Raw genomic sequence first — 25,921 nt, 5'->3', positions numbered from 1 at the left:
CTATCTACGCTGCATGACCGAAACCCTCATCAATGCTGCAATCCTGATCCCGTGCCTGATAATCGCAATCGTATTCCACGAAGTGGCGCACGGCTGGACCGCGCTTGCGCTCGGTGATCCAACCGCCCAAGAGCAACGGCGGCTGAGCCTCAATCCAATCCGGCACGTAGACCCGGTGGGGACTTTGCTGGTGCCCGGGGCGCTGGCGCTGATGGGCGGCCCGATTTTCGGCTGGGCGAAGCCGGTTCCGGTCCAGCAGCGGCGGTTGAAGAATCCGCGATACGGCATGATGCTGGTCGCGGCTGCTGGACCTGCAACCAACATTATATTGGGAATTATCGGCGCGATAATTTTCGGTCTGGCGTTCCCTTCGCTGACCGGCCTTTCCGATGGCACCTTTAACTATGTGCTTCAGGCGTTTCAGTTCTTCATAATTATCAATATCTTTCTCGCGCTATTTAACCTGCTTCCGATCCCTCCGTTTGACGGCTCGCACATTGTGCAAGGCTTGCTCCCGCGCAGCATGGCGGGGCAATATGCAAAGCTACAACAGATGGGAATGTTCCTGCTGATCGCGCTGATCGCGGCGACCTGGGCGTTCCCGCAAGCAGGCATTATCGAAAACACTGTCGGCGTTCCGGTTGAATGGCTTTACGATAAATTCTTGCGCTTATCGCTCGCGATTGCAGGCGTTCAGGCCCCGGCGGTGACATGATCTATATAGCGCGCGCCGGTATGACGCTTTAACAAAGCGTCTTGCCAGGCGGCGCGTTTATTCGCGCCAATGCAGACGACGATACATCCGCCAAAGCCGCCGCCAGTAAGCCGCGCCCCGATTGCACCCAAATCGACAGCATCGGCGACCAGCGCGTCAATTTCCGGAATCGACATTTCGAAATCATCGCGCATCGAGGCGTGACTTGCCGCCATCAGCGCGCCGAACTGGCAAGTGTCGCCTGCTTCCAGCGCCTCTATCGACGCCAGCACGCGCCGGTGCTCGGTCGCGCAATGGCGGGCGCGCTTTTGCAGGATTTCGTCAATATCCTTTGCGGATTCGATCTCAGACGGGTCGAGCAGGCACAAATTTTTAGTGCCGAAAAATGCCTTGGCAGCATCGCATTCTTCTTTGCGTGCGGCATAGCGTCCATCGGTTAGGCTGCGTGAATGACCTGAGTGAATAACCACCATTTCATGCGTGGAGGGCAGGGAGACAACGCGGTATTCGAGTGTGGCTGTGTCCAGCGCCATGGCCTCGCCCGGCTTGGCGATTGCGACCGCCATTTGGTCCATGATGCCGCACGGGACGCCGATATATTCGTTTTCTACGCGCCTCGCCGCCAGTGCGATTTCGGTATCGGAAAGATCAGAGCCTGCATATTCGCGCGCGGCCTTCAGCAAGGTCACAATAAGAGCCGCAGATGAAGACAAGCCAGCGCCAGCCGGAATGGCCGAACTGATCGCAATGTCCGCCCCGTTGCCGATCAATCCCAGCGCTTCCGCCTCGCGCATTGCACCGACTGCTGGATCGGACCAATGGCGTCTTGCCGCGTCATCCAGCGTGCGTTCTGCCGTGCCATTATACCCGCGCGCAGCGATGCTAACGCGCCGGTCTGTGCGCGGAATAATCGTTGCCGTAAGGCTGACTGAAAGCGCCGCAGGAAGCACCCAGCCTCCGTTGTAATCGGTGTGTTCGCCGATCAGATTAACCCGGCCGGGCGAAGTTGCGGTTACATTCATTTTAGACAGACCTTAGTGCCATAGCCGCGCTCTCGGGCATGACATCAACCGTGAAAACGCCGGTGTGCTGTTCAACCGAGGCGAGATATTTAACCCGGTCCGGGCCGCGAAGCAGCGGATAGAATTGCGCGGTGAAATGATAAGTATCGCCGCTCTCACGCGGCGCAGAATGCAGCGCAAACATATAAGGTGTGGGCCGTCCGAAGAATGCATCGTAGCGGCGCGTTACGTCGCCCAGCAAAGTCGCAAATCCTTCGATTTCAGCTTCGCTGCATTCCCACGGGCCTGCGCGGCGTTGTTGCGGAGCGATCCACACTTCGTAGGGAAAACGGGCGTAGCGCGGACAGTACGCCGCCATGCCGCCTTCTTCGGCCAGACCATATCCAGGCATCGCGCGACTAATTTCCTCTGCAAGATCATAGCCCGCAGCAAACGCATCAATCGCGGCTTGCTGGACCAGCGGCACTTTGCCGAAGCCGTAAATCTGGCCGTGCGGATGGTGCAAAGTAGCGCCCACTTCGTCGCCGCGATTTTCAAACGGCAGCACATAGTCGCAGCCGCGCGCAAACAACGACCGATAGCGGTCGATCCAGGCGGTGATTAGTAACAAGCGCCGATCCTGCCCAATGGTGTGGAGGCTGCCCTCCGCATCGGGGGTATAGACGATAACTTCGCACGCCCCGCTGGCCGTTTCGCTGGAAATGCCGTTCAGTACTGGCGGGTTCGGCGCTAGGGGGTGCAGGGCTGAAAACTTGTTTTCAAAAATCGCCAGTTCAAAATCTTCGAATGGGATTTCCGTTGCTGGACCGTTCGGCTTGGTCGGTGCCAGGGGGTCGGCGCTGGCCGCGGGTTTGAAGGTGCGGTTCTGTCGATGCGCGGCATAGACATTCCACTCGCCGCGCAAGGGATGGAAGCGGAGCTCTCCTCCGGTTGCGATGGCATCCTTATCCTGCGGCTGTGGCAGCAGCGTGTGTGGCTCCCGCCCGTAGAGATACAGCATCCGGCCATCGGCTTTGGTGAAGCTGCGCCGGTGAACAGGGCCGCCCGCTGCAAAATCAAGATTGCCCAGCCGGTCCACTAAGACGCGGCTACCGGATTGCACCGCCCAAACCACTCGGTGAGCGCTGCCCGTTCTTCGGCGGTCATATGCAGGCCCAGCTTGCTGCGTCGCCACAAAATGTCATCGGCGGTCTTCGAAAATTCGCGGACAATCAGGAAATTGACTTCCTGCTCGGTTAGTCCAGCGCCGAAATCCTGTCCCAGATCTGCCCAGGAATCAGCGTCACCAATCAGGTCAGTCACCAGCGTTCCATATGCACGGCAAAGGCGCAGCATCGTATCGTCAGGACACCAGCTGAACCGGCTTTGCATCTGGCTTACGAAAGCATCGAAACCACCGGAAACAATATCGCCGCCAGGCAAGGTAGCGCCCTCGGTCCACGCCTCTGCCGGAACAACATCCAGCTTGGAAAGCTTGTGTAGCGCATGCTCGCCCAGCTTGCGGTAGGTGGTTATTTTTCCGCCGAAAATCGACAGGATCGGCGGCGCGCCATCCGGTGCATCCAATTCAAAAACGTAGTCGCGCGTTACGGTCGAATTGTTGGCGGAATGATCATCATAAAGCGGGCGCACCCCCGAATAACTCCATACCGCCTGATCGGGCGAAACATCAGTCTTGAGATATTCGTTGATCGCGTCGCAAATATAGGCGCTCTCTTCATCGGATATAGCGATTGTGTCGGGATCGCCGGTAAAGGCCACATCGGTTGTGCCCACCAGCGTGAAGTCCCGCTCGTAAGGAATGGCAAAGACGATCCGGTCGTCCTTGTTCTGGAAGATGTAACAATGATCGCCGTCATACAGCTTGCGGAATATCAGATGGCTACCCTTTACCAGTCGCAGATTCTGATGGCTTTCGCCCGGATTGGCGCGGCCCAGAACTGTGTCGACCCACGGCCCTGCGGCATTGACCACAGCGCGTGCACTCACTTGTTCTTTTGAGCGATCATCATTTTTCAAATCGGCGACCCAGAGCGGCCCACGCCGTTCCAGCCCTGTGCATTCGGTGCGGGTGCGGATATCTGCGCCGCGCTCGGCTGCATCGACCGCATTTAACACAACCAGCCGCGAATCCTCGACCCAGCAATCCGAATATTCGAACCCCTTGACCAGCCTATCCTCCAGCACCTCACCGTGCGGCGACTGGCGCAGATCAACGGTCTTGGTCGCCGGTAGCTGCTTTCGTCCGCCGATATGGTCGTAAAGAAACAGGCCGAGCCGCAGCAGCCATGCCGGGCGCAGGCCCTTGTCATGCGGCAACACAAAGCGCAGCGGCCAGATGATATGCGGCGCCATGCCCAGCAAGCGCTCACGCTCGATCAGGCTTTCGCGAACAAGGCGGAATTCATAATGTTCCAGATAACGCAGGCCGCCGTGCACCAGTTTGGTGCTGGCTGAAGACGTATGGCTGGCGAGATCGTCTTTCTCCACCAGCATCACCTTCGCCCCGCGTCCGGCCGCATCGCGGGCGATACCCACGCCGTTAATCCCGCCGCCGATGACCAGCAGATCATAGGGCGCTGCTTCAATCATTTACGGTCTCGCTGTGAAAAATCAGGCAAGTGTCGGGATGGGTAAGCGGGAGCTGCATGCCATGCCCCATAAGCGCGCTACCGCTGGCAATAAAGCCCTCGCCAGTCAAATCTGCCTCTTCGATGATTGAGGGGGAGGACTGTGAGGGGTTGTGCTGCGGCCAGACCATGCGGGTGCGATAATTTTTGTCGGGAGCAAGCCCGGCGAAGCGCAACCTTGGCGGGATAGTGGAAGGGTGCATGTCAAGTAGCGCGCAGCTGCTCAGCGCGGCGGTTTTGCCGGGTTCGACGCAACTTTGCGCCATCAGAAAATCCGGTGTCTCGATCCGGTAATACGCGCCATCATGGATCAAGCCTCGATGCTGCTTGTGCAGCGCAATCGCGGCGGCGAGGGTAGCGCGTTCTTCCGCTGTCTCATCCGCCAGATCAAGCTCCATGCCCATATGGCCAAAAATTGCACTGGCGGCGCGAAACTCCATCGAAAACATGCGGCCTGTGATGTGGCATTTCTTTGGTCCAACGTGGTTGCCGAGCACTTTGAGCGGGAAGAAATGGCTCGCGCCACGCATGATCTGGTGGCGGCGGCGCGCGTCATTATTGTCCGATGTCCAGATACGGTCTGTGTACCTGAGGATGCCGTAATCCGCCCGCGCTCCGCCTGAGGAACAGCTTTCGATTTCGGTATTGGGGTGCGCGGTTCTGAAACGATCAAGCAGCGCGTAAAGAGCGTTTGTCTGCTGGTGCATAACCGCGCGGCCGTCGCTGCCGGGATGCTGGGTGTCGCGGTTCATATCCCATTTGATGTAATCGATCTTATAGTCGCGGATCAGCGCGCTTATCGTTTCGAACAGGTAATTCGTGACTTGGTGCTTGGTCAGATCGAGCGTGAGTTGATGACGTGAGGGGATTGGATCGGTGCCGCCGATACCCAGCACCCAATCAGGATGCGCGCGATAAAGGTCGCTATCGGGATTGACCATTTCGGGTTCAAACCACAGCCCGAATTCCATCCCCAATTCGCGCACACGGTTCACTATCGGATGGAGCCCGCCAGGATAAATTTCAGACGAAACCCGCCAGTCGCCAAGACCCGCTTGGTCGCTCCGCCGCCCGCCGAACCAGCCATCGTCGAGCACGAAACGCTCTGCACCCACTGCGGCTGCTTTCTCCGCCAGATCGAGTAGACGCGCTTCCGAATGGTCGAAATACACCGCTTCCCATGTGTTATAATGAACAAGACGCGACTTGGGGCGCTGCTTCAGCACCGAATCTTTCAGGTAATGATGAAGCCGCCGCGACACATCGCCATAGCCGTCGCGTGACCAGCAACCGAAGAAAGTGGGAGTGGTGTAGCTACGGCCAAGTTCCAATTCTCCGGGAAATAGCAATTCGCCCATTTGCAAGAATGTATGGCCGTCTTGGCCGGTGTCCAACCGAACGCGGCTGTTGCCCGACCATCCGATATGAAAACCCGCGGCCAGTCCACTCGTCTCGCCAGTTGTCTGGGTTCCTGCAAAGAGCCCGGGAAAGTCGCTATGGCTGGTCCGGCCAGCCTTGTTCTCGCGTAGATAGGTCCCGCGAAACCGGCCTATCGTTTCGGTTTGAAATTCATCGGCCCATTTGCCGCTAAAGGTTTTGAGCGAAGTCAGCCGGTCGTCAAAAGGAAGGCAAACAGGCGCGCACCATTCAAGCTGGACCGCGCTTGTTCCGGTATTCGTTACCGTGGAAGAAGCTGAAAGAACGCCTGTTTCCGCACAAACTTTCAAATTGTGAGTGACGGACAGGTTGGCGTTTACGTCTTCGGTTAGGATTTCGATTTGCTGATCGGATGTCTGGTCAATCGAAGCAACTCGCAGATCAATCGCCCAGTCCTTCCTGGCGCAATGGGCAAGCAATCCCGCACTTCCGGACCAACCAGTGCCTAGCGGATTAAGCAGTGATGCCCTTATCGGCTGCTGCGGCCCGCCGGGGACATGCTGGCTGGTCTGCAACAAAACCAATTCTTCAGCCGTAGCGCCCGGTAAATCGGGCCCACAATAAACAATCGACGTCCGCTCACCCTTGGCCGCGTCCAGCACGATGAGAGTGTCTTTGCCGCGAAGAATGGAGAAATCAGCCACGCAAGGCTTTTGCCAGATCATGCGGTGCTGGCAAACAGAAACAATTGGTATTGTTCGCAAACGAAGCTAGTCAGCCAGACAGACCTGACGAAGATCAGGCTGCCAAGGGGAATGCCAAATATGAATAATCCGGTCCAAATCGCGGTTTTCCTCGGAATCTCCGCCTTGATCGCCTTCGCCACTTATATGCACTGCCGGGGCAAGGGCAAAGGTGCGGCGGCTGACGAGAAGGACTACTTCCTCGCCAATGGCGGGCTGGCCTGGTATTTTGTCGCAGGTTCGATCACCCTCACAAACCTTTCAACTGACCAATTGATCGGGATGAATGGTAACCAGATGGCGTTGCTCGCTTGGTGGGAATTTGCCGCTGTTGCTGGCCTGATGATCCTGTGTTTTGTATTCCTGCCGGTTTATTATAAGAATGATTGCACCACCACGACCGAGCTTCTGCAAAAAAAGTATGGCGACAAGCATATACGCGCGTTGATTTCGGTGCTGTTCCTGTTTGGCAACTTGTTCATCTTCTTGCCCGCAATTCTTTACGGAGGCTCGCTGTTCCTGCTGTCGATGAGCGGGATGGATACAGGCATCGAGAGCCTGATGTTTGCGTCCGTTGTTCTAGCGGGCGTCGGTGCGGCATATGCGATTTTCGGCGGACTGCGCGCGGTTGCGGTGTCTGATACATATTCGGGGGTGCTAATCCTCGGTCTGGCAATTTTGGTTGTCTATCTGGCGCTCGCAGCGATTGATTTCGACCTGTCTGGCATACCCGCAGAACGGTTGACGCTGATTGGCGATAATGATTCGCCGATACCGTGGCCCACGCTGTTGACCGGGATGATCTTTATTCAGACATTCTATTGGTCCACCAACCAGACAATCACCCAGCGCGCGATGGCCGCACCGAGTATTCGCGAAGCGCAAAAAGGCGTGCTGGCGGCGGCTGGCATTCGGTTGCTGATTGTACCTGCGATTGTCGTGATTCCGGGCATCGTTTCATACAAGCTTTACGGAGATATCGGCGATCCAGCCTATGGCCGGATCGTCGGCGATGTCTTGCCGACCTGGTTGGCCGGAGCGTTCGCAGCGGCAATCGCGGCGGCGGTGCTGACGACATTCAACTCGATTTTGAACGCTTCTGCTGCGCTATATGTGTGCGACATCCACGAAGCTTATCTTGAGAAAAATCCGCCTGTGGCGAAATTGAGTGCCATCGTTTCAATTGCAATGTCGGTATTGGCGCTGGTGCTGGTGCCGTTCTTCGCCAGTCAGGAAAGCCTGATTAACACCGTGCAGGAACTGTACGGTCTGCTTTCCATGCCGATCCTGTCGGCGTTCATCGTGTGTCTGGTGTTCCGCAATGTGAAGGCGGGCGCGGCCATGATCGGGGTCGTGACCGGAGTTGCCTTCTACGCGTATTTCAGCATGGTGTGGCAACCGTTCCATTATATCCACGGTATGGCAATCACGCTGGTTTTGTCGGTGGCAATGGCGCTTGTCAGCAACCGGATCTTTTTTGGCCAAACCGCTCAATTTGCCATCGGCGCGCGCAATAGCGGGGGTGCTTCTGCTTGAGGCGGCGCTGATTACCGCCTAGCTGTGCGGTATGAATATACCCAAGCCGACGCCCAAATTTCCTGCCCCTCATGGCTGGATAATTCTCGACAAGCCGCTTGGGCTTGGCTCGACGCAAGCGGTCGCCGCGGTGAAGCGCAATCTGCGCGAGGGCGGTTATGCCAAGACCAAAGTCGGCCATGGGGGCACGCTTGATCCATTGGCCGAAGGCGTTTTGCCGATTGCGCTGGGTGAGGCGACAAAGCTGGCGGGGCGGATGCTTGATGCCAGCAAGATCTATGACTTCACAATCCAGTTTGGCGAGGAAACCTCCACGCTTGATAGCGAGGGCGAAGTGGTGCGGACTTCAGATCGTAGGCCTCCGATGGCCGCTGTGGCTGCGATCTTGGAGCACTTCACTGGCGAGATTGATCAAGTGCCGCCCAAATACTCGGCGTTAAAGGTTGACGGCAAGCGTGCTTATGATCTGGCGCGCGCCGGAGAAGAGGTGGAGCTTAAGACGCGGCATGTGACGATCTATTCGCTCAGCTCGGATTCCCATTTTCACGGGGGCGACGAAGGTGGTCTGGCCGGGCCGGAGCTCACCTCGACCTTCGCCACGACGGCAGGCCGCCCTGACCCTTATGATGTTGCCGCGCCGCTGGAACTGGCGGACAGTGTCACCCTGACCGCGCATGTCAGCAAGGGCACATATATCCGTTCTCTTGCACGGGACATCGCACTGGCGCTTGGAACGGTCGGACACGTTACTTATCTCAGGCGCATCAAGGCGGGGTCCTTCCTCGAAAAACAGGCGATTTCGCTAGACAAACTGAACGAAATCGGTAAGGGCGCGCGACTTGAAGACATAATACTGCCATTGGAGGCAGGGCTGGACGACATCCCGGCTCTATCCCTCACGTCCGAACAGGCAGCAGCGGTCCGCCAGGGCCGCGTCTTAACCGGGCAGCCCCAAGCAGACGGGCTCTATTGTGCCGTGCACCGGGATATTCCGGTCGCATTGGTGGAGCTTGCAGGCGGGACGGTGAAAGTCGTCAGGGGTTTTAATCTTCACGATGTCGCGGAGTAAATATTATGACGATTAGCGCTGAACAGAAGCAAGAGATTATCAAAGAATACGCACAGAACGAGGGCGACACTGGTTCGCCGGAAGTTCAAGTTGCCATTCTGACAACTCGCATCCGTAACCTGACCGATCACTTCAAGGCCAACCACAAGGATAACCATTCGCGTCGCGGCCTGCTGACCATGGTCAATAAGCGCCGTAGCCTGCTCGCCTATCTCAAGAAGATTGACGTAGCGCGCTACAACGTAGTCATCCAGAAATTGGGTCTGCGTAAGTAAGAGTTTACGAAGGGCGGCCCGGGAAACTGGCCGCCCTTCTTCTATCAGGCACCCGTCGCAATTCGGCGAAGGGGCCTCACGGAACCAGATAGGTTCCACACCGGTCCGGGCCGGTACCCCCGGAATCAGAAGGCCCCGCGCAGCAATATGGCTGGCGGGATCATAAGGAAAATACATGTTCGACAAGAAAACCGTATCGATTGAGTGGGGCGGCAAAACCCTCACCCTCGAAACAGGTCAGATCGCCCGTCAAGCAGACGGTGCAGTACTGGCAACCTATGGCGAAACCGTGGTGCTGTGCGCCGTGACTGCCGCCAAATCTGTGAAGGAAGGCCAGGATTTCTTCCCGCTGACCGTTCACTATCAAGAAAAATTCTCCGCAGCAGGCCGCATCCCCGGTGGCTTCTTCAAGCGTGAACGTGGTGCGACCGAAAAGGAAACGCTGACCAGCCGCCTGATCGACCGTCCGGTTCGCCCGCTGTTCCCCGAAGGTTTCTACAACGAAATCAACGTAATTTGTCAGGTCCTCAGCTATGATGGCGAGACCGAGCCAGATGTCGTCGCCATGATCGCAGCGTCGGCTGCGCTGACTATTTCGGGCGTTCCTTTCATGGGCCCGATCGGCGCTTGCCGTGTGGGCTATGAAGAAGGCGAATACACGCTGAACCCAGCCCAATCGGTTGCTGCCGAAGGCGCGCTTGACCTTATCGTGGCTGCCACCGGCAATGCCGTGATGATGGTCGAATCCGAAGCGAAAGAGCTTTCCGAAGAAGTCATGTTGGGCGCGGTTATGTTCGCGCATGATGAAATCAAGAAAGTTGTCGGCGCGATCATCGATCTGGCCGAGCAAGCTGCCAAGGATCCTTGGGACATCGCGATCTCCGACAATTCGGCAATCAAAGACAAGTTGGCTGGCGTCGTCGGTGGCGATATTGCTGCTGCTTACAAGCTGACCGACAAATCGGCGCGTTCGGACGCACTCAACGCCGTTCGGGCCAAAGCCAAGGAAGCCTTCGCAGGTGAAGATGGCCAGACGCAAATGGCAGCTGGTAAAGCGGTGAAGAAGCTCGAAGCAGAAATCGTTCGCGGTGCTATTCTGAAAGACGGCACACGGATCGACGGACGCAAGACCGACGAAGTTCGCCAGATCGAAGCCATGGTCGGCTTCCTGCCGCGTGCGCATGGTTCTTCGCTGTTCACCCGCGGCGAAACGCAGGCCATCTGCACCACCACCTTGGGCACCAAGGATAGCGAGCAGATGATCGACGGGCTGGAAGGCCTGACCTACACCAACTTCATGCTGCACTATAACTTCCCGCCCTATTCGGTTGGTGAAGTGGGCCGTTTCGGCGCACCAAGCCGCCGCGATATCGGCCACGGCAAGCTGGCATGGCGCGCTCTGCGTGCGGTGCTGCCTTCCAAGGAAGATTTCCCATACACCATCCGCGTATTGTCCGACATCACCGAGTCCAACGGCTCGTCTTCGATGGCGACAATCTGCGGCGGCTGTCTGTCGATGATGGATGCCGGTGTTCCGGTGACTCGCCCCGTTTCGGGCATCGCCATGGGCCTGATCCTCGAAGGTGATGACTTCACTGTGCTGTCCGACATTCTGGGTGATGAAGATCACCTGGGTGATATGGACTTCAAGGTGGCCGGTACCGAAGAAGGTATCACCACCATGCAGATGGACATCAAGGTTGCCGGCATCACGCAGGAAATCATGGCTCAGGCGCTGGCACAGGCGAAAGCCGGCCGCGCGCATATCCTTGGCGAGATGGCCAAGGCGCTTACTGGCGCACGGACCGAACTTTCGGCACACGCACCGCGCATCGAGACAATGCAGATCGACAAAGCGAAGATCCGCGACATCATCGGTACCGGCGGCAAGGTGATCCGTGAGATCGTTGCGGAAACTGGCGCGAAGGTGGACATCGATGACGAAGGCTTGATCAAGATTTCATCGTCCGACGTCACCCAGATCGAAGCGGCCCGCAAGTGGATCGCTGGCATCGTAGAAGAAGCCGAAGTTGGCAAAATCTACGACGGTAAGGTCGTCAACATTGTTGATTTCGGTGCATTCGTGAACTTCATGGGCGGCAAGGACGGTCTCGTCCACGTGTCTGAAATGAAGAACGAGCGCGTTGAAAAGCCAGGTGACGTTGTCTCCGAAGGTCAGGAAGTAAAGGTCAAGGTTCTCGAAATCGATCAGCGCGGCAAAGTCCGTCTGTCGATGCGCGTAGTTGACCAGGAAACCGGTGAAGAGTTGGAAGACACTCGCCCGCCGCGCGAAAACAAGCCACGCAGTGGCGGCGGTGACCGTGGTCCACGTCGCGGCGGCGGCGGCGGTGGTCGTGACGGTGGCCGTGATGGCGGCCGTGGTCGCGGGCCTCGTGCAGGCGGTGGCCGTGATGGCGGCGGTGACAAGCCTTCGGGTGGCGGTAATGAAGGTGGCGGCGGTGACGCAGCCCACATGCCGGACTTCCTGAAGGACTAATTGTCACTTCATCCGAATAAGAGGGGGCTGCGAGAGATCGCGGCCCCTTTTTTTGGTCAGCCCTTTTTCCTTGTCGGGAGCAGTCTCTTCCCTTTTGCAAGAGCAGGGTGCAAATGCTGTACAGCCAATTGGGCTGGCAAAATTGAAAGTTATTGTCCTTGTTCAACAGAACACGCGTTGCTGATTTCGAACTCGCTGGCCACAGCATCAAAGCGGGCACATCTGAAACCATCGATATTCCTGTCAGCCGCCTCTCCACTCACACTGAAATTTCGATGCGGGTTCGGGTAATTCACGGGAAGAAGCCGGGGCCGGTCATGTTCGTCAGCGGCAGCGTGCATGGTGACGAGATTATCGGAGTTGAAGTTGTGCGGCGCTTGCTCAAATCGGTATCGGCCAGCCGGCTGGAAGGTACTTTGCTTTGCGTCCCGATTGTGAATGCCTACGGATTTGTCGCGCACCAGCGCTATCTGCCAGACCGGCGCGATTTGAACAGGTGCTTCCCGGGATCTGCGAAGGGATCGCTGGCCTCGCAATTGGCGCATTGTTTTACAACAGAGATTATCGCGCGTTGCAGCATAGGCGTTGATATCCATACTGCGGGATTGCACCGCGAAAATCTGCCTCAAGTGCGGATTAGTGACAATCGGGCCAAGGCCGAAGAGCTGGCGGCGCTATTCGGTGCACCAGCTGTTATCGTATCAAAATTGCGCGAAGGTTCGCTGCGTCAAACCGCGGCCGACCATGATTGTGACGTATTGCTGGTCGAGGCGGGCGAGGCCTTGCGGTTCGACGAATTGAGCATTCGCGTGGCAGTGCAGGGTATTTTGCGGGTCATGGCCAATCTGGGGATGGGTGTGAAATTGCCTCGGAAAGCCGGAGCAAAATCGATCCGCAGCCGGCGGTCGATGTGGGTGCGCGCACCCGAAGGCGGCATTTTCCGTGCGACCAAACCGCTTGGCGCTTTAGTCGATAAGGGCGAAGCGGTTGGCTATCTGGCTGACCCGTTCGGAGACCAAGACGTCGCGGTTGAATCCCCCATTCATGGTATTATTATCGGTCGCAGCAATCTGCCTGTGGTCAATCAGGGCGACGCCTTGATGCATGTCGCCGAGGTAGAGGTGCCAGGCACCGCGGAAGACCGGCTAAGCGATATAGAGGATGCGGCCTTCGCCGACGGACTGTTCGATGAAGACGAAATTGTCTAAGCGGCGCGCAAAGGTAGTTAGATGTTAGAACGCAAATTAATTGACACCGCGCAGGTTCCTGGCGGCGAAGAGCTGGAGCTGATTTCGCATGGCCGCGATCATATGATCACGCTCAAGCGTAACGAATTGATGTCCACCCGGATGCAATTTTCCGAAGAGCAACTGGCCGAATTGACGATTGACCGGGTCAGGGCGGATAAGCCTAACATTCTGATTGGCGGATATGGAATGGGCTTCACTCTGCGTGCGGCTCAACGCCGGCTGGCGAAAGATGCACGGATTGTCGTGGCGGAGATCGTCCCGAAAATTATCGAGTGGGCGAAGGGGCCAATGGCGCATCACACTGGTGATTGCCTGGATGACCCGCGCCTGACGCTGGAGTTGACCGATGTTGCCGACCCGATTGGAGAGGCGGCAGACGGAATGCGCGCGCAATTCGACGCTATATTGCTTGATGTCGACAATGGCCCTGATGGCTTGGTGCGAGAAGCAAATGACAAGCTCTATTCCCCGCGAATGCTGCGCCAGATGCGCGAGGCGATGGCACCGGGCGGGGTGCTGTCGATTTGGTCAGCGGACAAAGACCCGCGATTTACCAACCGGCTCGAGAAAAACGGGTTCGAGGTGGAAGTAATCGAAGTCCGCGCCCGTCCCAACAACAAGGGGCCGCGCCACACAATCTGGTTTGCCAAAGCCTGAAGGCCGTTTTCACTGCAAAATCACCCGTTCTTGCTTAATTCAGCTTGGATGTGAGACAACGCTGCCCAGGCTCGAAGGGGGAGGCAGCGATGTTCAAGAAAACAATGCTCGGCTTGGGATTGGCGGCAGGAACGGCAATAGGTGCCTGGAGCATTCCAGCACAGGCAGGCGGCTATTATTGCTCGGCAGATTGGAAGCCGGAGAATCCCGACCTTAATTGCGCCAGCCAGATAGCCATTTCGCCCGGCAATGACTCGCGGATAAATTTGTTTCTGCTGATTCAGGATCGCGCTGGTCAGGATGGCGCGGGCCTGAGCTATCCTGATGTGGGATGGGATACTTCCTTCGGCAGAAATTTCATGCGCTGGTCCTATATGCGCGCTGCTTGGTTTCCTGACCCGGCAAAAAAGGAATGGCCGGCCCACTCGGGGACCCGCTGCCAGACGGTCGAGACGGGCGGCCAACTCTTCTCCACCGCTTTGGCCAAGAACCCGCCGGTTCGGCCGGAATGGAGAAGCTTCTTAGGCACCACACGCAGCGCAATTGAGGACGTCTGCAATAATGGAGCAGTCGGAAACCTCTTCGCCAGCAACGGCAAGTATTTCCAAACCCAAGCCGATTTCGGCGGAGCAACGGCCAAGCCGGGAGCCTTCCTCGCCTATGCCGAAGGGTCGATGAGCTTTTATGCAGGCGATTGGGACCGCGCGGCTAAATACTATACTGAACTTGCCCGAATGGGCGGCGACGAGTGGGTCAAAGAAACCTCGAAATATATGATCGCCCGCAATTCGCTCAATGAAGCGATTGAAACGGGCGAGGATGAGTGGGGCGATTACGAGCCGGACCAAACAAATGGCCAGATAGCTGCCAGAGCGGAAAAGGAGTTTCGCGAGTATTTGGCTGAATATCCTGCCGGACGATACGCAAAATCAGCATCCGGTTTAATTCGGAAGGCCTTGTGGCTTCGAGGTGAATTTTCAGCGCTCGCCCCGATCTACGATGATTTGCTGCAGAGGGCAGATCCGGCGGATCGCAGCACGGCTGATTTGATCGACGAAGTCGATGACAAATTCCTCAATCCTAGAGATGGACAAATCGAAACGCGCGCCCTGTTGCTGGCTGCGGATGATCTGATCCGGATGCGAACATGGGCAGGCTCAGAAGAACAGCCGGACAATCTGATCAGTGCAGCCGAGCTTGAGAGACAGGCAGCCGCCTTTGCCGATCACCCCAAACTGTATGGCTTGCTGAAAGCCAATCACGCATTTTACGTTCAGGGTGACTATCGTGCGGTGCTGCAATTGTTGCCCGATGCAGCGCGGGAGGAAAGCTACACCCCGCTCGATTTCAGCCGCCAATATCTGCGCGGACTTGCCCTGCACGCATTGAAGGACCGCAATGAAGCCGGATTCTGGCTCGATCTGATAGAGGGTTCCAAGGGCATTTGGCAGCGGCCCGCCGTAGAATTGGCACTTGCGCGAAATTACGAACAAGCTGGACAATTGGACAAGGTCTTCGCCAAAGGTTCGCCGATCACCGATCTGCGTATACGGCGGATATTGCTCGACCAATCTGCAGGTCCTGATATTCTTAAGGCGCAGGCCCGAAGCGCGGATTTACCCGCTTCCGAGCGAAGCTTTGCTTTGTTCTCTGCTCTCATCAAGCAATTAGAGCACGGCCAATATTCCGGGTTTGTGCAAGACCTGCCCTTGACGAAACAATTCCTGGGAAGCGATGAGAGTGGCCTTTGGAGCATCCTTGATGCGGAGATATCGCCGGTGCATATCTTCAACAAGGGCAAGTTCTCGGACGGAATTGCCTGCCCCCAACTGGAAACAACTGTGCGGGCACTTGCACGAAATTCCAGAAATGCAAGATCGCGGCTGTGTCTGGGTGATTTCTACCGCTTGAACGGATTCGATAATTTTGGGTTCGGTGATCGCTACAATGGAGGCGACAATTCGGGGGCTTTGGGAGAGCGTAATTTCTATCCGGGCGCCGCAACTCCAAGGCATGATTTCTACACTTCGATTATGGCTGACCGCACGGCATCACGCGATGACCGCGCCTATGCACTCTACCGTGCGATCCGTTGTTACGCGCCCGCCAATGCCAACTCTTGCGGCGGTGACGGCGTCGACGAGCCCGTCCGTGCAAGTTGGTTCCGCCGGTTAAAACGCGACTATGGCAGCTCCAAATGGGCGAGGGAGCTGGAATATTATTGGTAAGTTTGTCCTTGCCGCGCTGGCCTGTCTGACAGTCGCGGCTTGCGCCGAGCCAGATGATCTGAATGCCAACCAGCAAGCCGGCACGATCAATGCCGCCGATTACTCTGCATTCTATCTATGGACCGGGGTGCCTGCACCTGCTGCGATGGATGATGCCCAAGCGGTATATTTGTTGTGGGGTGAACTGCGAATTGATGATCCGAGCAGAATAGTCCCGCTGCGCCGCGCCGCGCCGACCGCGATAGTTGACGAGAAATGGCTGGTGGTGCGCGCTGAACGGCTTGATTGGCAAGAAGCGGCTTACACCCAATTGACCCGCGAGGCGGACAGGTGGAACCGGCACGGCGGCCTGACCGGCGTGCAGGTCGATTTCGATTCCAGTACTGACGAGTTGGGCGATTACGCCAAATTCTTGCGTGATATCCGGCTGCGTTTGCCTGAAGGCCTGAAACTTTCCGCAACGGGCCTGATGGACTGGCCGGCCAATGCGCCGCGTCAGGAACTGGATGCGATGCGCGATGCGCTCGATGAAATTGTCATCCAGACATATCGTGAAACCGTGACGATCCAGGATTATCGGCGCTATCTTGCGGCAACTGAACGGCTCGACATGCCCTACAAAGTGGCGCTTGTGGAAGGCGGCGAGTGGGAAGCACCCGCACAGCTCGCCTCAGATCCTGACTTTCGCGGCTTCATAGTATTTCTGCTTGGCGAGAAGCATAAGAAGGTCCGGAAGTAACACGTCCGGTCAGAAGCCATAGATCAGCGTAAAGCGTGTCAGCGTATCAGTCTGCACCGCACCAGCTGGCGGATCGGTGTCATGCTCGACTGCGTAGGACACGCGCGCCGACAGGCTGCCGCCCAAGCTGGCTTCCAGACCTGTTGTCGAGAGATAGGTGCTGTTGCCCGATTGGATGAATGCGCTTGCATCCTGTGTCAGTTTGATCGTGTCGCTAACACTCCAGTCGAAATCCATTGCTGCCAGCCCGGCAATGCTGCTGTCACTGCCGCCCGCGATAAAGGACGTCTTGCGATAGGCTGGCCCTGCTTTGACTGACAGGCTCATCGCGTCTGTGTCGATTACATCATAGCCGATGCCCGCAGATGCCGAGAGGCGTGACGAAAACCCCTGAAATCGGTCGCGCTCATATTGGCCGAGCGCATAGGCAAACAGCCGTTCGTTGATCTGGTAATTTGGTTCATATCCGAGCAGGAACTGCTCCCGAGTGGTAACGCCATTGGTGCGCTGAAAATCAGCCAGAGCGTTGAGTTTGTGCCGCCAATTGATTCCGGTACGCTGCAATTTCAGCCCCGCGCTAAGGCCGGTGTCGCTGTTGTTTCCGGTTGAACGGAATGCGCCGATCTGCCCTTGGCCGGACCAATTGTCGAACAGTCCGGCAGAACGGATCGCGGCTTCTTTTTCGGCGGCCTCGGCCTTGGCAAGTTGCTGCTGCTTTACGGCAAACGCCGCAGCGATGCTGTCAATTTCTGCAGCATCATCAGGGTTGGTCACCTTAGCCAGTTCCAGCACTGTCGCGACCTTATCTGCGTCACCCGTGGCGATTGCGGCATCAATCATCTCGCGCACAGGCTGAGGCACATCAGCATTAGCTGGAGTAGCAATCAGAATGGCGGTGATGGCTGCGGCATGGGCGCTACGTGTTACTGTCGGATGTATCATGCGCGGGTTCTTAATGTTGGCCGCAGCTGCTTTCCAGCCCGTTATTCAACTCTTTACAGGTATCGCGCCGAGATAGTCTCGTTTGCCGATTTCAAGCCCTTTCATCCGTAAAATATCATAGGTGGTGGCAGCGTGAAAATAGAAGTTGGGAATGCTGAAGCCGAGCAGAAAATTCTGCGCATCAAAGCTCATCCGCACCTTACCGCCCATTACGAAATCGACATTGTTTCCGGCACAAGCATCCAAATCATCGGATTCAACCGCCAGCAGCGTATCGCGCGCGGCATCAAGTTTGGCACGGCAAGCGTCAAAACTGTTCGGAACATCGGTAAAATCGGGCGCGAATGTCCCCGACTTCGCGGCATTCACAGCATGCGCGCTATGCATCCACACGCTGTTTATCTGCCAGCCGATGCCCCACATATCTTCGGCTAACTTCGCATTGATCAACGTATCTGCAGGTTCGTTATTCTCCGCGCACCAATCTTCTGCCTTGTCTACCAAAGCGCGGGTGGACGCGATCACTTGAAGCCAGGTTGGAACGATTGCGGTGTGAAGGGAAATCGACATAGGCACCTCCGAGAAGTCTGATTTTTTACGGGTGTAAGCCTGCTGCGATATTAGTCCATAGCAAGCACAGTGGTAGCCAATCGGTCAATTTCGCTGCGATCATGGCTAACATAGATTATCGGCAAATTTAGCTCATCCCGAATCCGTTCGATTGCGCAGAGCAGCTGCTCGCCCCTGCTCGCATCTAGCGAGGCTAGGGGTTCATCAAGCAACAGGAAGCTTGGCACCGAAAGCAGCGCGCGGCCAATTGCCACACGTCTTGCCTCTCCGCCGGATAACGCAACTGGCCAGCGGTCCAGAAGATGACCAATTCCAAGCAGCTTTACCGTATCATCAAACGACATTAGGGCAGCGCTTTCTGCCTTCCTTGTCAGCCCATAGATCAGATTTGCCAAAACTTTTTTATGCGGAAACAAGCGGTTGTCTTGAAAGACATACCCGCAACCGCGTGCGTCTGGCGGTAAGTTCAGTTCGCTCGTGCTGTCGAACAAGGTTCTGCCATCTATGATGATATGGCCTGCGGCAGGCGTGGCTAATCCTGCGATGCAATTCAGCAGTGAAGTTTTGCCTACGCCGGAGGGGCCGGTAATCGCGATTAGCCTGTCGTCTGACTGGATGGCAGCATCAATGGTGCAGTCACCAAGCCGTTGGTTGACTTGCAAATTAAAGGACATGTGCGTCCTTTCCAGCAGAGCGGCGCACCAGCCATTCGCTCAGTATCAACGCGCCCAGCGAGAGGATGACTGCGATAATCGCCAGCCGCGCAACCGCGATTTCGCCGCCCGGCAATTGCAGTTTGGTGTAAATCGCCAAGGGCAAGGTGCGTGTTTCGCCCGGTATATTGGCTGCAAAAGTGATGGTCGCGCCAAATTCGCCGATCGCACGGGCAAAGCCCAGCACTCCGCCTGCCAAAATGCCGGGCAGGCTGAGAGGCAGGGTGACGGTAAAAAAGGCGCGCAGCCGGCCCGCACCCAAGGTCCGTGCAGCATCGACCAATTTTCGGTCCACTGCTTCAATCGACAGGCGCATTGCCCGCACCATCAATGGCAGCGCCATGACTGCAGCGGCGAGCGCGGCGCCTGTCCAGTGGAACACCAAGCTGATCCCCAAGGTCTGCTCCAGAAACGCGCCAATCGGGCCATTGCGGCCGAAAGTTAGCAGCAGGACGTAGCCGGTTACGACTGGCGGGAGAACCAAAGGCAAATGCACCAGCGCATCGAGCAAGAAGCGCCCGGGAAACCGGTTTCGAGCGAGCACCCACGCAAGTCCGTAGGCAACCGGCAAAGTCATGGCTACGGCGATCAGAGTCACCCGCAAAGACAGCGCGACAATTTGCCACTCTGCCGGAGACAGCGACGAATTCACGGAACGCCGAATCCGTATCTGGCGAACGCCTGGCGCGCTTCGTCCGATGCAAGAAATTCGAGAAAATCACCGGCATCGGGATGGGCGGAACTGGGCAACAGTACCGCCTGATAGACAATTGGCGAATGGCTTTCAGGCGGTATTGCGCGAATGGCGACAAGTCTTTTGATGCTGGCCGCATCGCTTGCGTACAGGATACCGCCATCGGCCTCGCGGATTAGCACCAGCTTCACCGCAGCCCCCGATGATTGCGCGGGGACAAGGTGCGGCTTGGCCGCGTCCCACAATCCTGCGCTTTGCAGCCATTGCTCGGCAAACCGGCCAAGTGGAACGGTTTCCGGATCGCCCGTAGTAATTTTTCCGGTAGTTACAAATTTGCGTGTTGTGGGCACATTTTGAGATGCCAAAAGAGCGCCCTCTTCTCCGTATATCGCAAGAACAAGTGAGTTTGTAGCCACAACGCGCACTGCGCTGTCGTCCAACCGTCCAGCCGTAACCAGATACTCAATCCATTGCTCGTCGGCCGAAATATACAGATCGGACAGCGAACCATTGTCGATTTGCCGTGCTAGTGTTGCCGATGATGCAAAAGACAAGACTAGCGGATCATTGCCTTTTTCCACCCAGAGGCTTGCCAATTCTTCCAACGGCTTTTGCAGGCTGGATGCGGCAAATACAATCGGGCCTCGCGGCTGAGATGCGGCACAAGCTGATAGCAGTGACGAAGAAGCGAGCCAAAGGAACAGACTGGTTAGAATTGCGCGCATAGACATCAATGCAGACCGTTGCTCGAAGGTCGACGGCCATGCAAGACCAAAGCGGTAAGCAAGGGCCGCACGCCATAGAAAAACGGCCCGCCAATTAGGCGAGCCGTCGATATTTCTTCATGTTTCGGATTGGGCTTGGATGTTAGCGCACCCGAGGACCGCCGAATGGCAGAGGGGGAGGGGGGCGGCGTGAACCGCGCGGCAATTGTGCCTGGAACGCCCGACCGCAATGTTCGACGCAATAGGGAAAACCGGGGTTTACTTCAGTGCCGCAGAAGTGGAAGTCCGGCTCACCGGGGTGGCCCATCGGCCAGCGACAGACTTTATCCGACAGATCAAGCAAGCCTGTCTTATCGGCAACTTCAGGTCCCGGCTTGGCAGGAACCAAACGGCGCGGTGGCGCTGGCGGGATCGGGGGCTGTTGATCGCCAGGCCCCTGACGCAAGAATCCGCCCGGTCCGACAGAGACAATCCGGGGCATGTCGGGTGACTTGTTCGGGATAGGCTGCATCGGGATGGTTTCGCCAGCCGCACGCGCAGCTAATTCGACCGCGTTGCTCGGCGGGCGTTTGGGCGAGGGTGGCGGTGTTGCGCGCCGAATCGGCTGCGCTGCTGCTGCCGGTTTCTTCGGCGCTGCCTTTGTAGCAGGCTTTTTAGGCGCCGCATTCTTGTCATTTGCCTTTACCGGCGACGGGCGCGATTTTAGGCCAAGGCGGTGCGCCTTGCCAATCACCGCGTTACGGCTGACCCCGCCGAGCTTCTCGGCGATCTGGCTTGCGGTTGAACCGCCTTCCCACAACTTTTGCAGTGTGGCGATCCGTTCGTCAGTCCAACTCATTCAGTATTTCCATATCTGTTCATACAGGGCATTTTGGCCCCGGTGGCGCTTGCCAGTTCTAGCCATTGGCCCTAGGCGCGGGTCTATGGCCGATCAAGCCCACAAAAGCGATAATTCGAACGAGTCTCTGGCCGGGAATTCTCCTGAACAGGAAACTCGCTTTCCGCCGCGGGGCGTGCCGATCATCACCGGCATCAACCGCATTGGATTGTGGAGTCTCTATATTAAGGAGGTTCGGCGGTTTCTCAAGGTGCAGACGCAGACGATTTGGGCTCCGGCGGTCACAACCTTGCTATTCTTGGTCATTTTCTCGGTCGCATTAGGCCGTTCGGGCCGAGAAGTGCTGGGTGTTCCCTTCGCCAGCTTCGTCGCGCCGGGGCTGATTGTGATGGGCATGATGCAAAATGCTTTCGCCAATTCCAGCTTTTCACTGCTGGCAGGCAAAATCCAGGGCACAATTATCGATTTGCTGATGCCGCCTTTGTCCGAAGGCGAATTGATGGCGGGAATTGTCGCGGCTGCTGTGACCCGCGCAATTATGGTTGGCGGGGCAGTCGCTTTGGCAATGGTGCTGTGGCCCGGCGTCAGCCTTGCTGTGGCGCACCCTTGGGCCGTGGTATGGTTCGGCCTGATGGGCGCCACCATGCTCGCCCTGCTTGGCTTACTTACTTCGATTTGGGCTGAGAAATTCGATCACAACGCGGCGATTAGCAACTTCATTGTTGCGCCGCTCTCGCTGCTATCGGGCACATTCTATGTGATCGATAATCTTGCTCCAATGTTCCAGACTATCAGTCGGCTAAATCCGTTTTTCTACGTGATTTCAGGCTTCCGCTTCGGCTTCCTCGACCAAAGCGATATCGGGAATACGACTGAGGCGGTGCTGCACAGCGCGATTGGTTTGGGTGTGTTTAATTTGGTGCTCGCGATAATAACTTACCGCGTGCTCAAATCAGGCTGGAAGCTGAAGGATTAAGTCCGCAAGCTCTCGGCCAAATCGCGGATGGATTTTTTCGCTGCATCAGCGCCAGCGATGTCACCGATAATGAATTTCAGTCCTTTCGGTTCGTAATCACACGCTTTGCCTTTCAGCTTGATCTGCAGACTGCCGTGTTCGCCCTTGCCTTCAATCCAAGGTGACCGCCCCAATGAGTTTCGCAGGGACCGATTGGCAGATAATTCCTTTGTTGAGCCAGAATAGCCGCTCGTTAGCGACCGCAAAGATTGCTCGCTTAACAGAAAGTATAGCGCAAAAATGGCGCCGCCATAATGCCTCCCCCTAGGGTCAGCGCAGCACCTCGTCCGAAGCCTTAGTGCGTGAGCGAGCGCCGCATCTTATATCCGCCATTGTCAAAGCTTTCGAACAATTCCTCAACATTGGGGTGTTCTACTGGGCCGCCATCGGCATCGGGCAATAGATTTTGCTGGCTGACGTAAGCGACGTAGGATGATTCGTCGTTTTCCGCCAATAAGTGATAATAGGGCTGTTCGCGATCAGGGCGAATGTGTTCGGGAATCGACTGGTACCATTCCTCGCTGTTGGCGAAGACGGGATCGATGTCGAAAATCACGCCGCGAAAATCAAACATCCGGTGACGCACGACATCGCCTATACCGAAGCGTGCGCTCGCATGGCGAGGAACATCAATCGTGCGGCCTGCGGTCTGGGAAAAGAACTGTGTGCGTTCCATATATGGCCAATATAGCCCTTCGCAGTTGCGAAACAAGCGTGTCTAGAAAACTTCCCCCGCTAGCCAATGCGGTGGACAGTTAAAATGGGGGTTGGCAAGGGCAAACCCATCCGCTAACCGCCTCGCTCCCAAGACCAGTCGATGCGCGCCCGCCGCGCTTTGTGCTATGGGGAGAGATGCCGGAGTGGTCGAACGGGGTAGTCTCGAAAACTACTGTGCAGGCAACTGTACCCAGGGTTCGAATCCCTGTCTCTCCTCCACGCACCCCCAGCACTAGTCTCTACTGACAGACCGCCTTCGCTAACCCGCGGAACAGGCGGCTTTGCGCGCCCCATTCCGTATGGAGCAGATCATTAGCGGCGTCTCTTCAGCAATATCAGGCGACTTTTGGCGGGCCAGTCTCTGACGATCACCGCATGGGTTCGGTTTTCCTGTTATAACAGGGATTAACAGGGAAAACTGCTCATTTTGGGCTAATAACAGGGCTTTTTGCACGATTTCTCCAGATTCACGCTGAAAAATAGCCCTTGATTACCGTGGGTTACGGGCGTGATAATACCGTTTCCCTGTTAATCGACGGAACAGGGAATTAAATGCCCCGAACAGGGAGCTATATCGACAATAACAGGCCTGTTAATCGGCAGAACAGGGAAATCGATTATCGCCAAATCCGAGCGCTATACGCTGCTTGGACCAACAAAGCGGGATGTCGATTTTCTTGAGAATCTGGAGGTTAAAGCTTGCTGGTTGATGCCCGTCCAGAATGTCCTGCTGAATATCCGGCGCGAGAAACGCAAGACGCAAGATGCTGCGATCATAGGGTGATGCTGGCGCGACCGGTACAAGCGGTAACCCCTTCTTGAATGCGGCCATCGCATGTGCTTTGCGCAGCGCCATAATGAGGACCGGATCAGGCCGTGCGCTGCGCCTGCTGGCTGGAACGATGTGCCGTCTGCCTCCGCGAAGCGGTAAGGCGAGCGGCAGGAGAATGGTGACCTGACCGCTGTGGCGGTCAGTAATCTTCTCGATTTCGTGAAGCATGCTGGAGAAGTGCCCAGCCTGATCCGCATCTACCGTAATATGGAGACCTTGGTCGCCAAGGCTAACCGAGCGAACCAGTGAAAAGACATCCGCTGTTTTTGGAACCCAACGCCCAACAGCTTCTGCGACTACGCTTTCAATAGCTGGCGCCGAAAGCCGCTGGATCTTTTTACCTGATGCTGCCGCGCGGCCCTGCTGAAGCGGGGCCGAGACATAGTATCGATATTTTCGGCCAGTCTTGCCGTATGAAATCGTTGGGGTCATCGGGTGACACAAAGCATCAAATAGCTTGCCGGTCAGCGGCGCGGTGGCACCGCGCTGATCCGCTGCTGCGGTATGCCTGCGCTTTTGGGAATCAAGCTCTGCCTGAACTTGATCGAATAGCTGCTGATCAACAATGGCATCATGCTCGCCTTCAAAACTCTCGTCTTTATGCACTATGCGACCGAGATAGATCTGGTTGCGAAGAAGGTGAAACAGAGCGCCCCTGCTAAACAGCGTCCCGCCAACAATTTTGCCTTTGAGAGTTTCGCGGCGTTTGGAATGGATACGCCGCTCAGCAAGCTCGCGCTCAAGCGCGTGAACCGATCCAAGCTCGAGATAAAGCGCGAAGATCTCGCGCACGTGTTGCGCTTCCATCTCATTGACCAGCAGTTTGTGCATCCCTTCTTTGGGCCGGTCGTACCCAAGAGGTAAGTTGCCGCCCATCCACATGCCCTTCGCTTTGGATGCTGCAATCTTGTCGCGAATGCGCTCTCCGGTAACCTCGCGCTCGAACTGGGCAAATGACAGCAGCACGTTGAGCATCAACCTGCCCATGGAGGAGGTGGTGTTGAACGACTGGGTCACTGAGACGAAACTGCAGTCGGCCTTCTCGAAAGTTTCGACGATACGAGAGAAATCCGTGAGGCTACGGGTGAGCCGGTCAATCTTGTAAACAACCACAATGTCTACTTCGCCAGCTTCAATATCTCGAAGTAGAGCCTGAAGGCCTGGGCGGTCCACGTTCCCGCCCGAGAACCCGCCATCGTCATAAAGGGTCGGCAATGCCGACCAACCCTCGCTGGTCTGGCTCAGAACATAGGCTTCGCAAGCTTCGCGCTGCGCATCGAGTGAGTTGAACGATTGGTCGAGACCTTCTTCGGAGCTTTTGCGTGTGTAGATCGCGCAGCGCTTTTTCGTTTCGCTCATTGTGTGTCTCGCAGGCCGAAGAACCTTGGCCCGTTCCAGCGCGATCCTGCGATGGCGGTGGCAGCAGCCGACAGGCTGGGAAATAGATCTTCATTCCAGCGGAACCCGTCCTCCTCGATAATCACGATGACCTCGCGCCCTTTCCAGTTACGGGTAAGGCGTGCGCCGACGCCCAGCTCGCGGCCTTCGGCTTGCACTGCTCCGGTGCGTTCAAGCGTTCTGCGGGTTTCGGGTGCCAGTCCACCAAAGGTCTCGGCTTGTATCCGCCATGCGAGTAGTTGCCGCATGATGGGTTTTGAACGGAGCGAGGGAGGGGCGCCGTAGCGCCGCCTCCAGTGATCACGCAGTTCGTCGAGCTCCATGGTCTCGACATCGGCGACCAGACTTTCGGTAACTCGGGTCACGATGCTGACTCGATTCGGTAGCGGCGCACACCGTCAATCTTATCTGAACTGATGATATGTCCGCGCTTCTTTAGCGCAGCTGCCATCGCTCCGCGTACGGAATGTTGCTGCCATCCGGTTGCCTTGGTCATCTCAGCGATGCTTGCGCCGTTTTTGCGCTTGAGCAGCTTCTCCAGAGTATCAAGTTTGCTGGGCGCTTTGGTGGGTAATTGTTTGGTCATGTCATCCTCCGGTTGATGCGGGAGCCGAAAATGACTGCCGCTACCGAAGCAAGCCCAGCTTGCCGGGCGCAGGAACAGCAATGCTCGAATATTTGCCGAAGTCCAGCGGAAGCGAGATATCCCCACACGGACGCCTGGTGCGCTAGATTAGAA

25 protein-coding genes and 1 tRNA gene are annotated in these 25,921 nt (G+C 56.7%); 11 read left to right on the top strand and 15 right to left on the bottom strand.

The window, feature by feature from the left end:
• Window positions 1-13 precede the first annotated feature (13 nt).
• Window positions 14-715, top strand: a complete 702-nt coding sequence (locus GRI36_RS12615; protein ID WP_160598775.1) for a site-2 protease family protein — start codon at window positions 14-16, stop codon at window positions 713-715.
• Here the strand turns inward: GRI36_RS12615 and galK are convergent.
• From galK to GRI36_RS12595, 4 genes are read right to left on the bottom strand one after another with little or no spacing between them, the layout of a single operon-like run.
• Complete coding sequence (gene galK / locus GRI36_RS12610) at window positions 694-1,737, bottom strand: galactokinase (RefSeq protein ID WP_160598774.1); 1,044 nt, start codon at window positions 1,735-1,737, stop codon at window positions 694-696. The genes GRI36_RS12615 and galK overlap by 22 nt on opposite strands.
• A gap of 1 nt (window position 1,738) precedes the next feature.
• Window positions 1,739-2,815, bottom strand: a complete 1,077-nt coding sequence (locus GRI36_RS12605; protein ID WP_328598395.1) for a galactose-1-phosphate uridylyltransferase — start codon at window positions 2,813-2,815, stop codon at window positions 1,739-1,741.
• Window positions 2,815-4,329 (bottom strand): glycerol-3-phosphate dehydrogenase, encoded by a 1,515-nt coding sequence (locus tag GRI36_RS12600; RefSeq protein ID WP_160598773.1) that lies wholly within the window; start codon window positions 4,327-4,329, stop codon window positions 2,815-2,817. The genes GRI36_RS12605 and GRI36_RS12600 overlap by 1 nt, the downstream gene beginning before the upstream one ends.
• A complete protein-coding gene (locus GRI36_RS12595; RefSeq protein WP_328598394.1) occupies window positions 4,322-6,448 on the bottom strand; it encodes an alpha-galactosidase in 2,127 nt (708 codons plus the stop codon). Before GRI36_RS12595 ends, GRI36_RS12600 begins: the two co-directional genes overlap by 8 nt.
• Window positions 6,449-6,568: 120 nt before the next feature.
• On the opposite strand from GRI36_RS12595, the gene GRI36_RS12590 reads away from it, so the two are divergent.
• The 8 genes from GRI36_RS12590 to GRI36_RS12555 all read left to right on the top strand — a co-directional run bounded on the left by GRI36_RS12590 (window position 6,569) and on the right by GRI36_RS12555 (window position 16,738).
• Window positions 6,569-8,023, top strand: a complete 1,455-nt coding sequence (locus tag GRI36_RS12590) for an SLC5 family protein (protein WP_160598771.1) — start codon at window positions 6,569-6,571, stop codon at window positions 8,021-8,023.
• 31 nt (window positions 8,024-8,054) lie between these two features.
• Window positions 8,055-9,092: a tRNA pseudouridine(55) synthase TruB gene (truB, locus tag GRI36_RS12585; RefSeq protein WP_160598770.1), complete on the top strand. Its 1,038-nt coding sequence runs from the start codon at window positions 8,055-8,057 to the stop codon at window positions 9,090-9,092.
• A gap of 5 nt (window positions 9,093-9,097) precedes the next feature.
• Window positions 9,098-9,367: a 30S ribosomal protein S15 gene (gene rpsO / locus GRI36_RS12580; RefSeq protein WP_160598769.1), complete on the top strand. Its 270-nt coding sequence runs from the start codon at window positions 9,098-9,100 to the stop codon at window positions 9,365-9,367.
• Between the two features lie 175 nt (window positions 9,368-9,542).
• Complete coding sequence (gene pnp, locus GRI36_RS12575) at window positions 9,543-11,864, top strand: polyribonucleotide nucleotidyltransferase (protein WP_160598768.1); 2,322 nt, start codon at window positions 9,543-9,545, stop codon at window positions 11,862-11,864.
• A 158-nt stretch (window positions 11,865-12,022) separates the two neighbouring features.
• Window positions 12,023-13,072 (top strand): succinylglutamate desuccinylase/aspartoacylase family protein, encoded by a 1,050-nt coding sequence (locus GRI36_RS12570; protein ID WP_160598767.1) that lies wholly within the window; start codon window positions 12,023-12,025, stop codon window positions 13,070-13,072.
• 21 nt (window positions 13,073-13,093) lie between these two features.
• A complete protein-coding gene (locus GRI36_RS12565) occupies window positions 13,094-13,771 on the top strand; it encodes a polyamine aminopropyltransferase (protein WP_160598766.1) in 678 nt (225 codons plus the stop codon).
• 89 nt (window positions 13,772-13,860) lie between these two features.
• Window positions 13,861-15,999: an outer membrane protein assembly factor BamD gene (locus tag GRI36_RS12560; RefSeq protein WP_160598765.1), complete on the top strand. Its 2,139-nt coding sequence runs from the start codon at window positions 13,861-13,863 to the stop codon at window positions 15,997-15,999.
• Window positions 15,956-16,738 carry a DUF3142 domain-containing protein gene (locus tag GRI36_RS12555; RefSeq protein ID WP_160598764.1) on the top strand — a complete coding sequence of 261 codons (783 nt, stop codon included), beginning with the start codon at window positions 15,956-15,958 and terminating at the stop codon, window positions 16,736-16,738. The genes GRI36_RS12560 and GRI36_RS12555 overlap by 44 nt, the downstream gene beginning before the upstream one ends.
• 9 nt (window positions 16,739-16,747) lie before the next feature.
• On the opposite strand, the gene GRI36_RS12550 is transcribed toward GRI36_RS12555, so the two are convergent.
• The 6 genes from GRI36_RS12550 to GRI36_RS12525 all read right to left on the bottom strand — a co-directional run bounded on the left by GRI36_RS12550 (window position 16,748) and on the right by GRI36_RS12525 (window position 21,220).
• Complete coding sequence (locus tag GRI36_RS12550) at window positions 16,748-17,680, bottom strand: DUF481 domain-containing protein (RefSeq protein ID WP_160598763.1); 933 nt, start codon at window positions 17,678-17,680, stop codon at window positions 16,748-16,750.
• A gap of 45 nt (window positions 17,681-17,725) precedes the next feature.
• Window positions 17,726-18,250 carry a DUF1993 domain-containing protein gene (locus GRI36_RS12545; protein WP_160598762.1) on the bottom strand — a complete coding sequence of 175 codons (525 nt, stop codon included), beginning with the start codon at window positions 18,248-18,250 and terminating at the stop codon, window positions 17,726-17,728.
• 50 nt (window positions 18,251-18,300) lie between these two features.
• Window positions 18,301-18,924 carry an ATP-binding cassette domain-containing protein gene (locus GRI36_RS12540; protein ID WP_160598761.1) on the bottom strand — a complete coding sequence of 208 codons (624 nt, stop codon included), beginning with the start codon at window positions 18,922-18,924 and terminating at the stop codon, window positions 18,301-18,303.
• Window positions 18,914-19,615, bottom strand: coding sequence for a molybdate ABC transporter permease subunit (modB, locus tag GRI36_RS12535; protein WP_328598393.1), 702 nt, complete (start codon window positions 19,613-19,615; stop codon window positions 18,914-18,916). The genes GRI36_RS12540 and modB overlap by 11 nt, the downstream gene beginning before the upstream one ends.
• On the bottom strand, window positions 19,612-20,388 hold the full coding sequence (modA, locus tag GRI36_RS12530) for a molybdate ABC transporter substrate-binding protein (RefSeq protein ID WP_235902263.1): 777 nt from the start codon (window positions 20,386-20,388) through the stop codon (window positions 19,612-19,614). Before modA ends, modB begins: the two co-directional genes overlap by 4 nt.
• Before the next feature lie 136 nt (window positions 20,389-20,524).
• Window positions 20,525-21,220, bottom strand: a complete 696-nt coding sequence (locus GRI36_RS12525; RefSeq protein WP_160598759.1) for a GcrA family cell cycle regulator — start codon at window positions 21,218-21,220, stop codon at window positions 20,525-20,527.
• Window positions 21,221-21,305: 85 nt separating this feature from the next.
• On the opposite strand from GRI36_RS12525, the gene GRI36_RS12520 reads away from it, so the two are divergent.
• Entirely contained in the window at window positions 21,306-22,196 is an 891-nt protein-coding gene (locus GRI36_RS12520) for an ABC transporter permease (RefSeq protein ID WP_160598758.1), read from the top strand.
• On the opposite strand, the gene GRI36_RS12515 is transcribed toward GRI36_RS12520, so the two are convergent.
• Together GRI36_RS12515 and hspQ are read right to left on the bottom strand one after the other, a co-directional pair.
• Complete coding sequence (locus GRI36_RS12515) at window positions 22,193-22,369, bottom strand: hypothetical protein (protein ID WP_160598757.1); 177 nt, start codon at window positions 22,367-22,369, stop codon at window positions 22,193-22,195. The genes GRI36_RS12520 and GRI36_RS12515 overlap by 4 nt on opposite strands.
• A gap of 161 nt (window positions 22,370-22,530) precedes the next feature.
• Window positions 22,531-22,911, bottom strand: a complete 381-nt coding sequence (gene hspQ / locus GRI36_RS12510; RefSeq protein WP_160598756.1) for a heat shock protein HspQ — start codon at window positions 22,909-22,911, stop codon at window positions 22,531-22,533.
• Between the two features lie 170 nt (window positions 22,912-23,081).
• Between hspQ and GRI36_RS12505 the strand changes: the two genes are divergently transcribed.
• Window positions 23,082-23,171: transfer RNA gene (locus GRI36_RS12505), tRNA-Ser, on the top strand.
• 373 nt (window positions 23,172-23,544) lie between these two features.
• On the opposite strand, the gene GRI36_RS12500 is transcribed toward GRI36_RS12505, so the two are convergent.
• The 3 genes from GRI36_RS12500 to GRI36_RS12490 are packed head-to-tail and all read right to left on the bottom strand — an operon-like array spanning window position 23,545 to window position 25,768.
• Window positions 23,545-25,143, bottom strand: a complete 1,599-nt coding sequence (locus GRI36_RS12500; RefSeq protein WP_160598755.1) for a recombinase family protein — start codon at window positions 25,141-25,143, stop codon at window positions 23,545-23,547.
• Window positions 25,140-25,547 carry a DUF2924 domain-containing protein gene (locus tag GRI36_RS12495; protein ID WP_160598754.1) on the bottom strand — a complete coding sequence of 136 codons (408 nt, stop codon included), beginning with the start codon at window positions 25,545-25,547 and terminating at the stop codon, window positions 25,140-25,142. Before GRI36_RS12495 ends, GRI36_RS12500 begins: the two co-directional genes overlap by 4 nt.
• A complete protein-coding gene (locus GRI36_RS12490; protein ID WP_160598753.1) occupies window positions 25,544-25,768 on the bottom strand; it encodes a DUF3489 domain-containing protein in 225 nt (74 codons plus the stop codon). The genes GRI36_RS12495 and GRI36_RS12490 overlap by 4 nt, the downstream gene beginning before the upstream one ends.
• Window positions 25,769-25,921: the final 153 nt, after the last annotated feature.

It is taken from the genome of Pontixanthobacter gangjinensis, from assembly GCF_009827545.1.
GTDB classification, from domain to species: domain Bacteria; phylum Pseudomonadota; class Alphaproteobacteria; order Sphingomonadales; family Sphingomonadaceae; genus Pontixanthobacter; species Pontixanthobacter gangjinensis.
The sequence above is the reverse complement of the archived record's forward strand: the minus strand, read 5'-3'. Positions and strand labels throughout refer to the sequence as shown.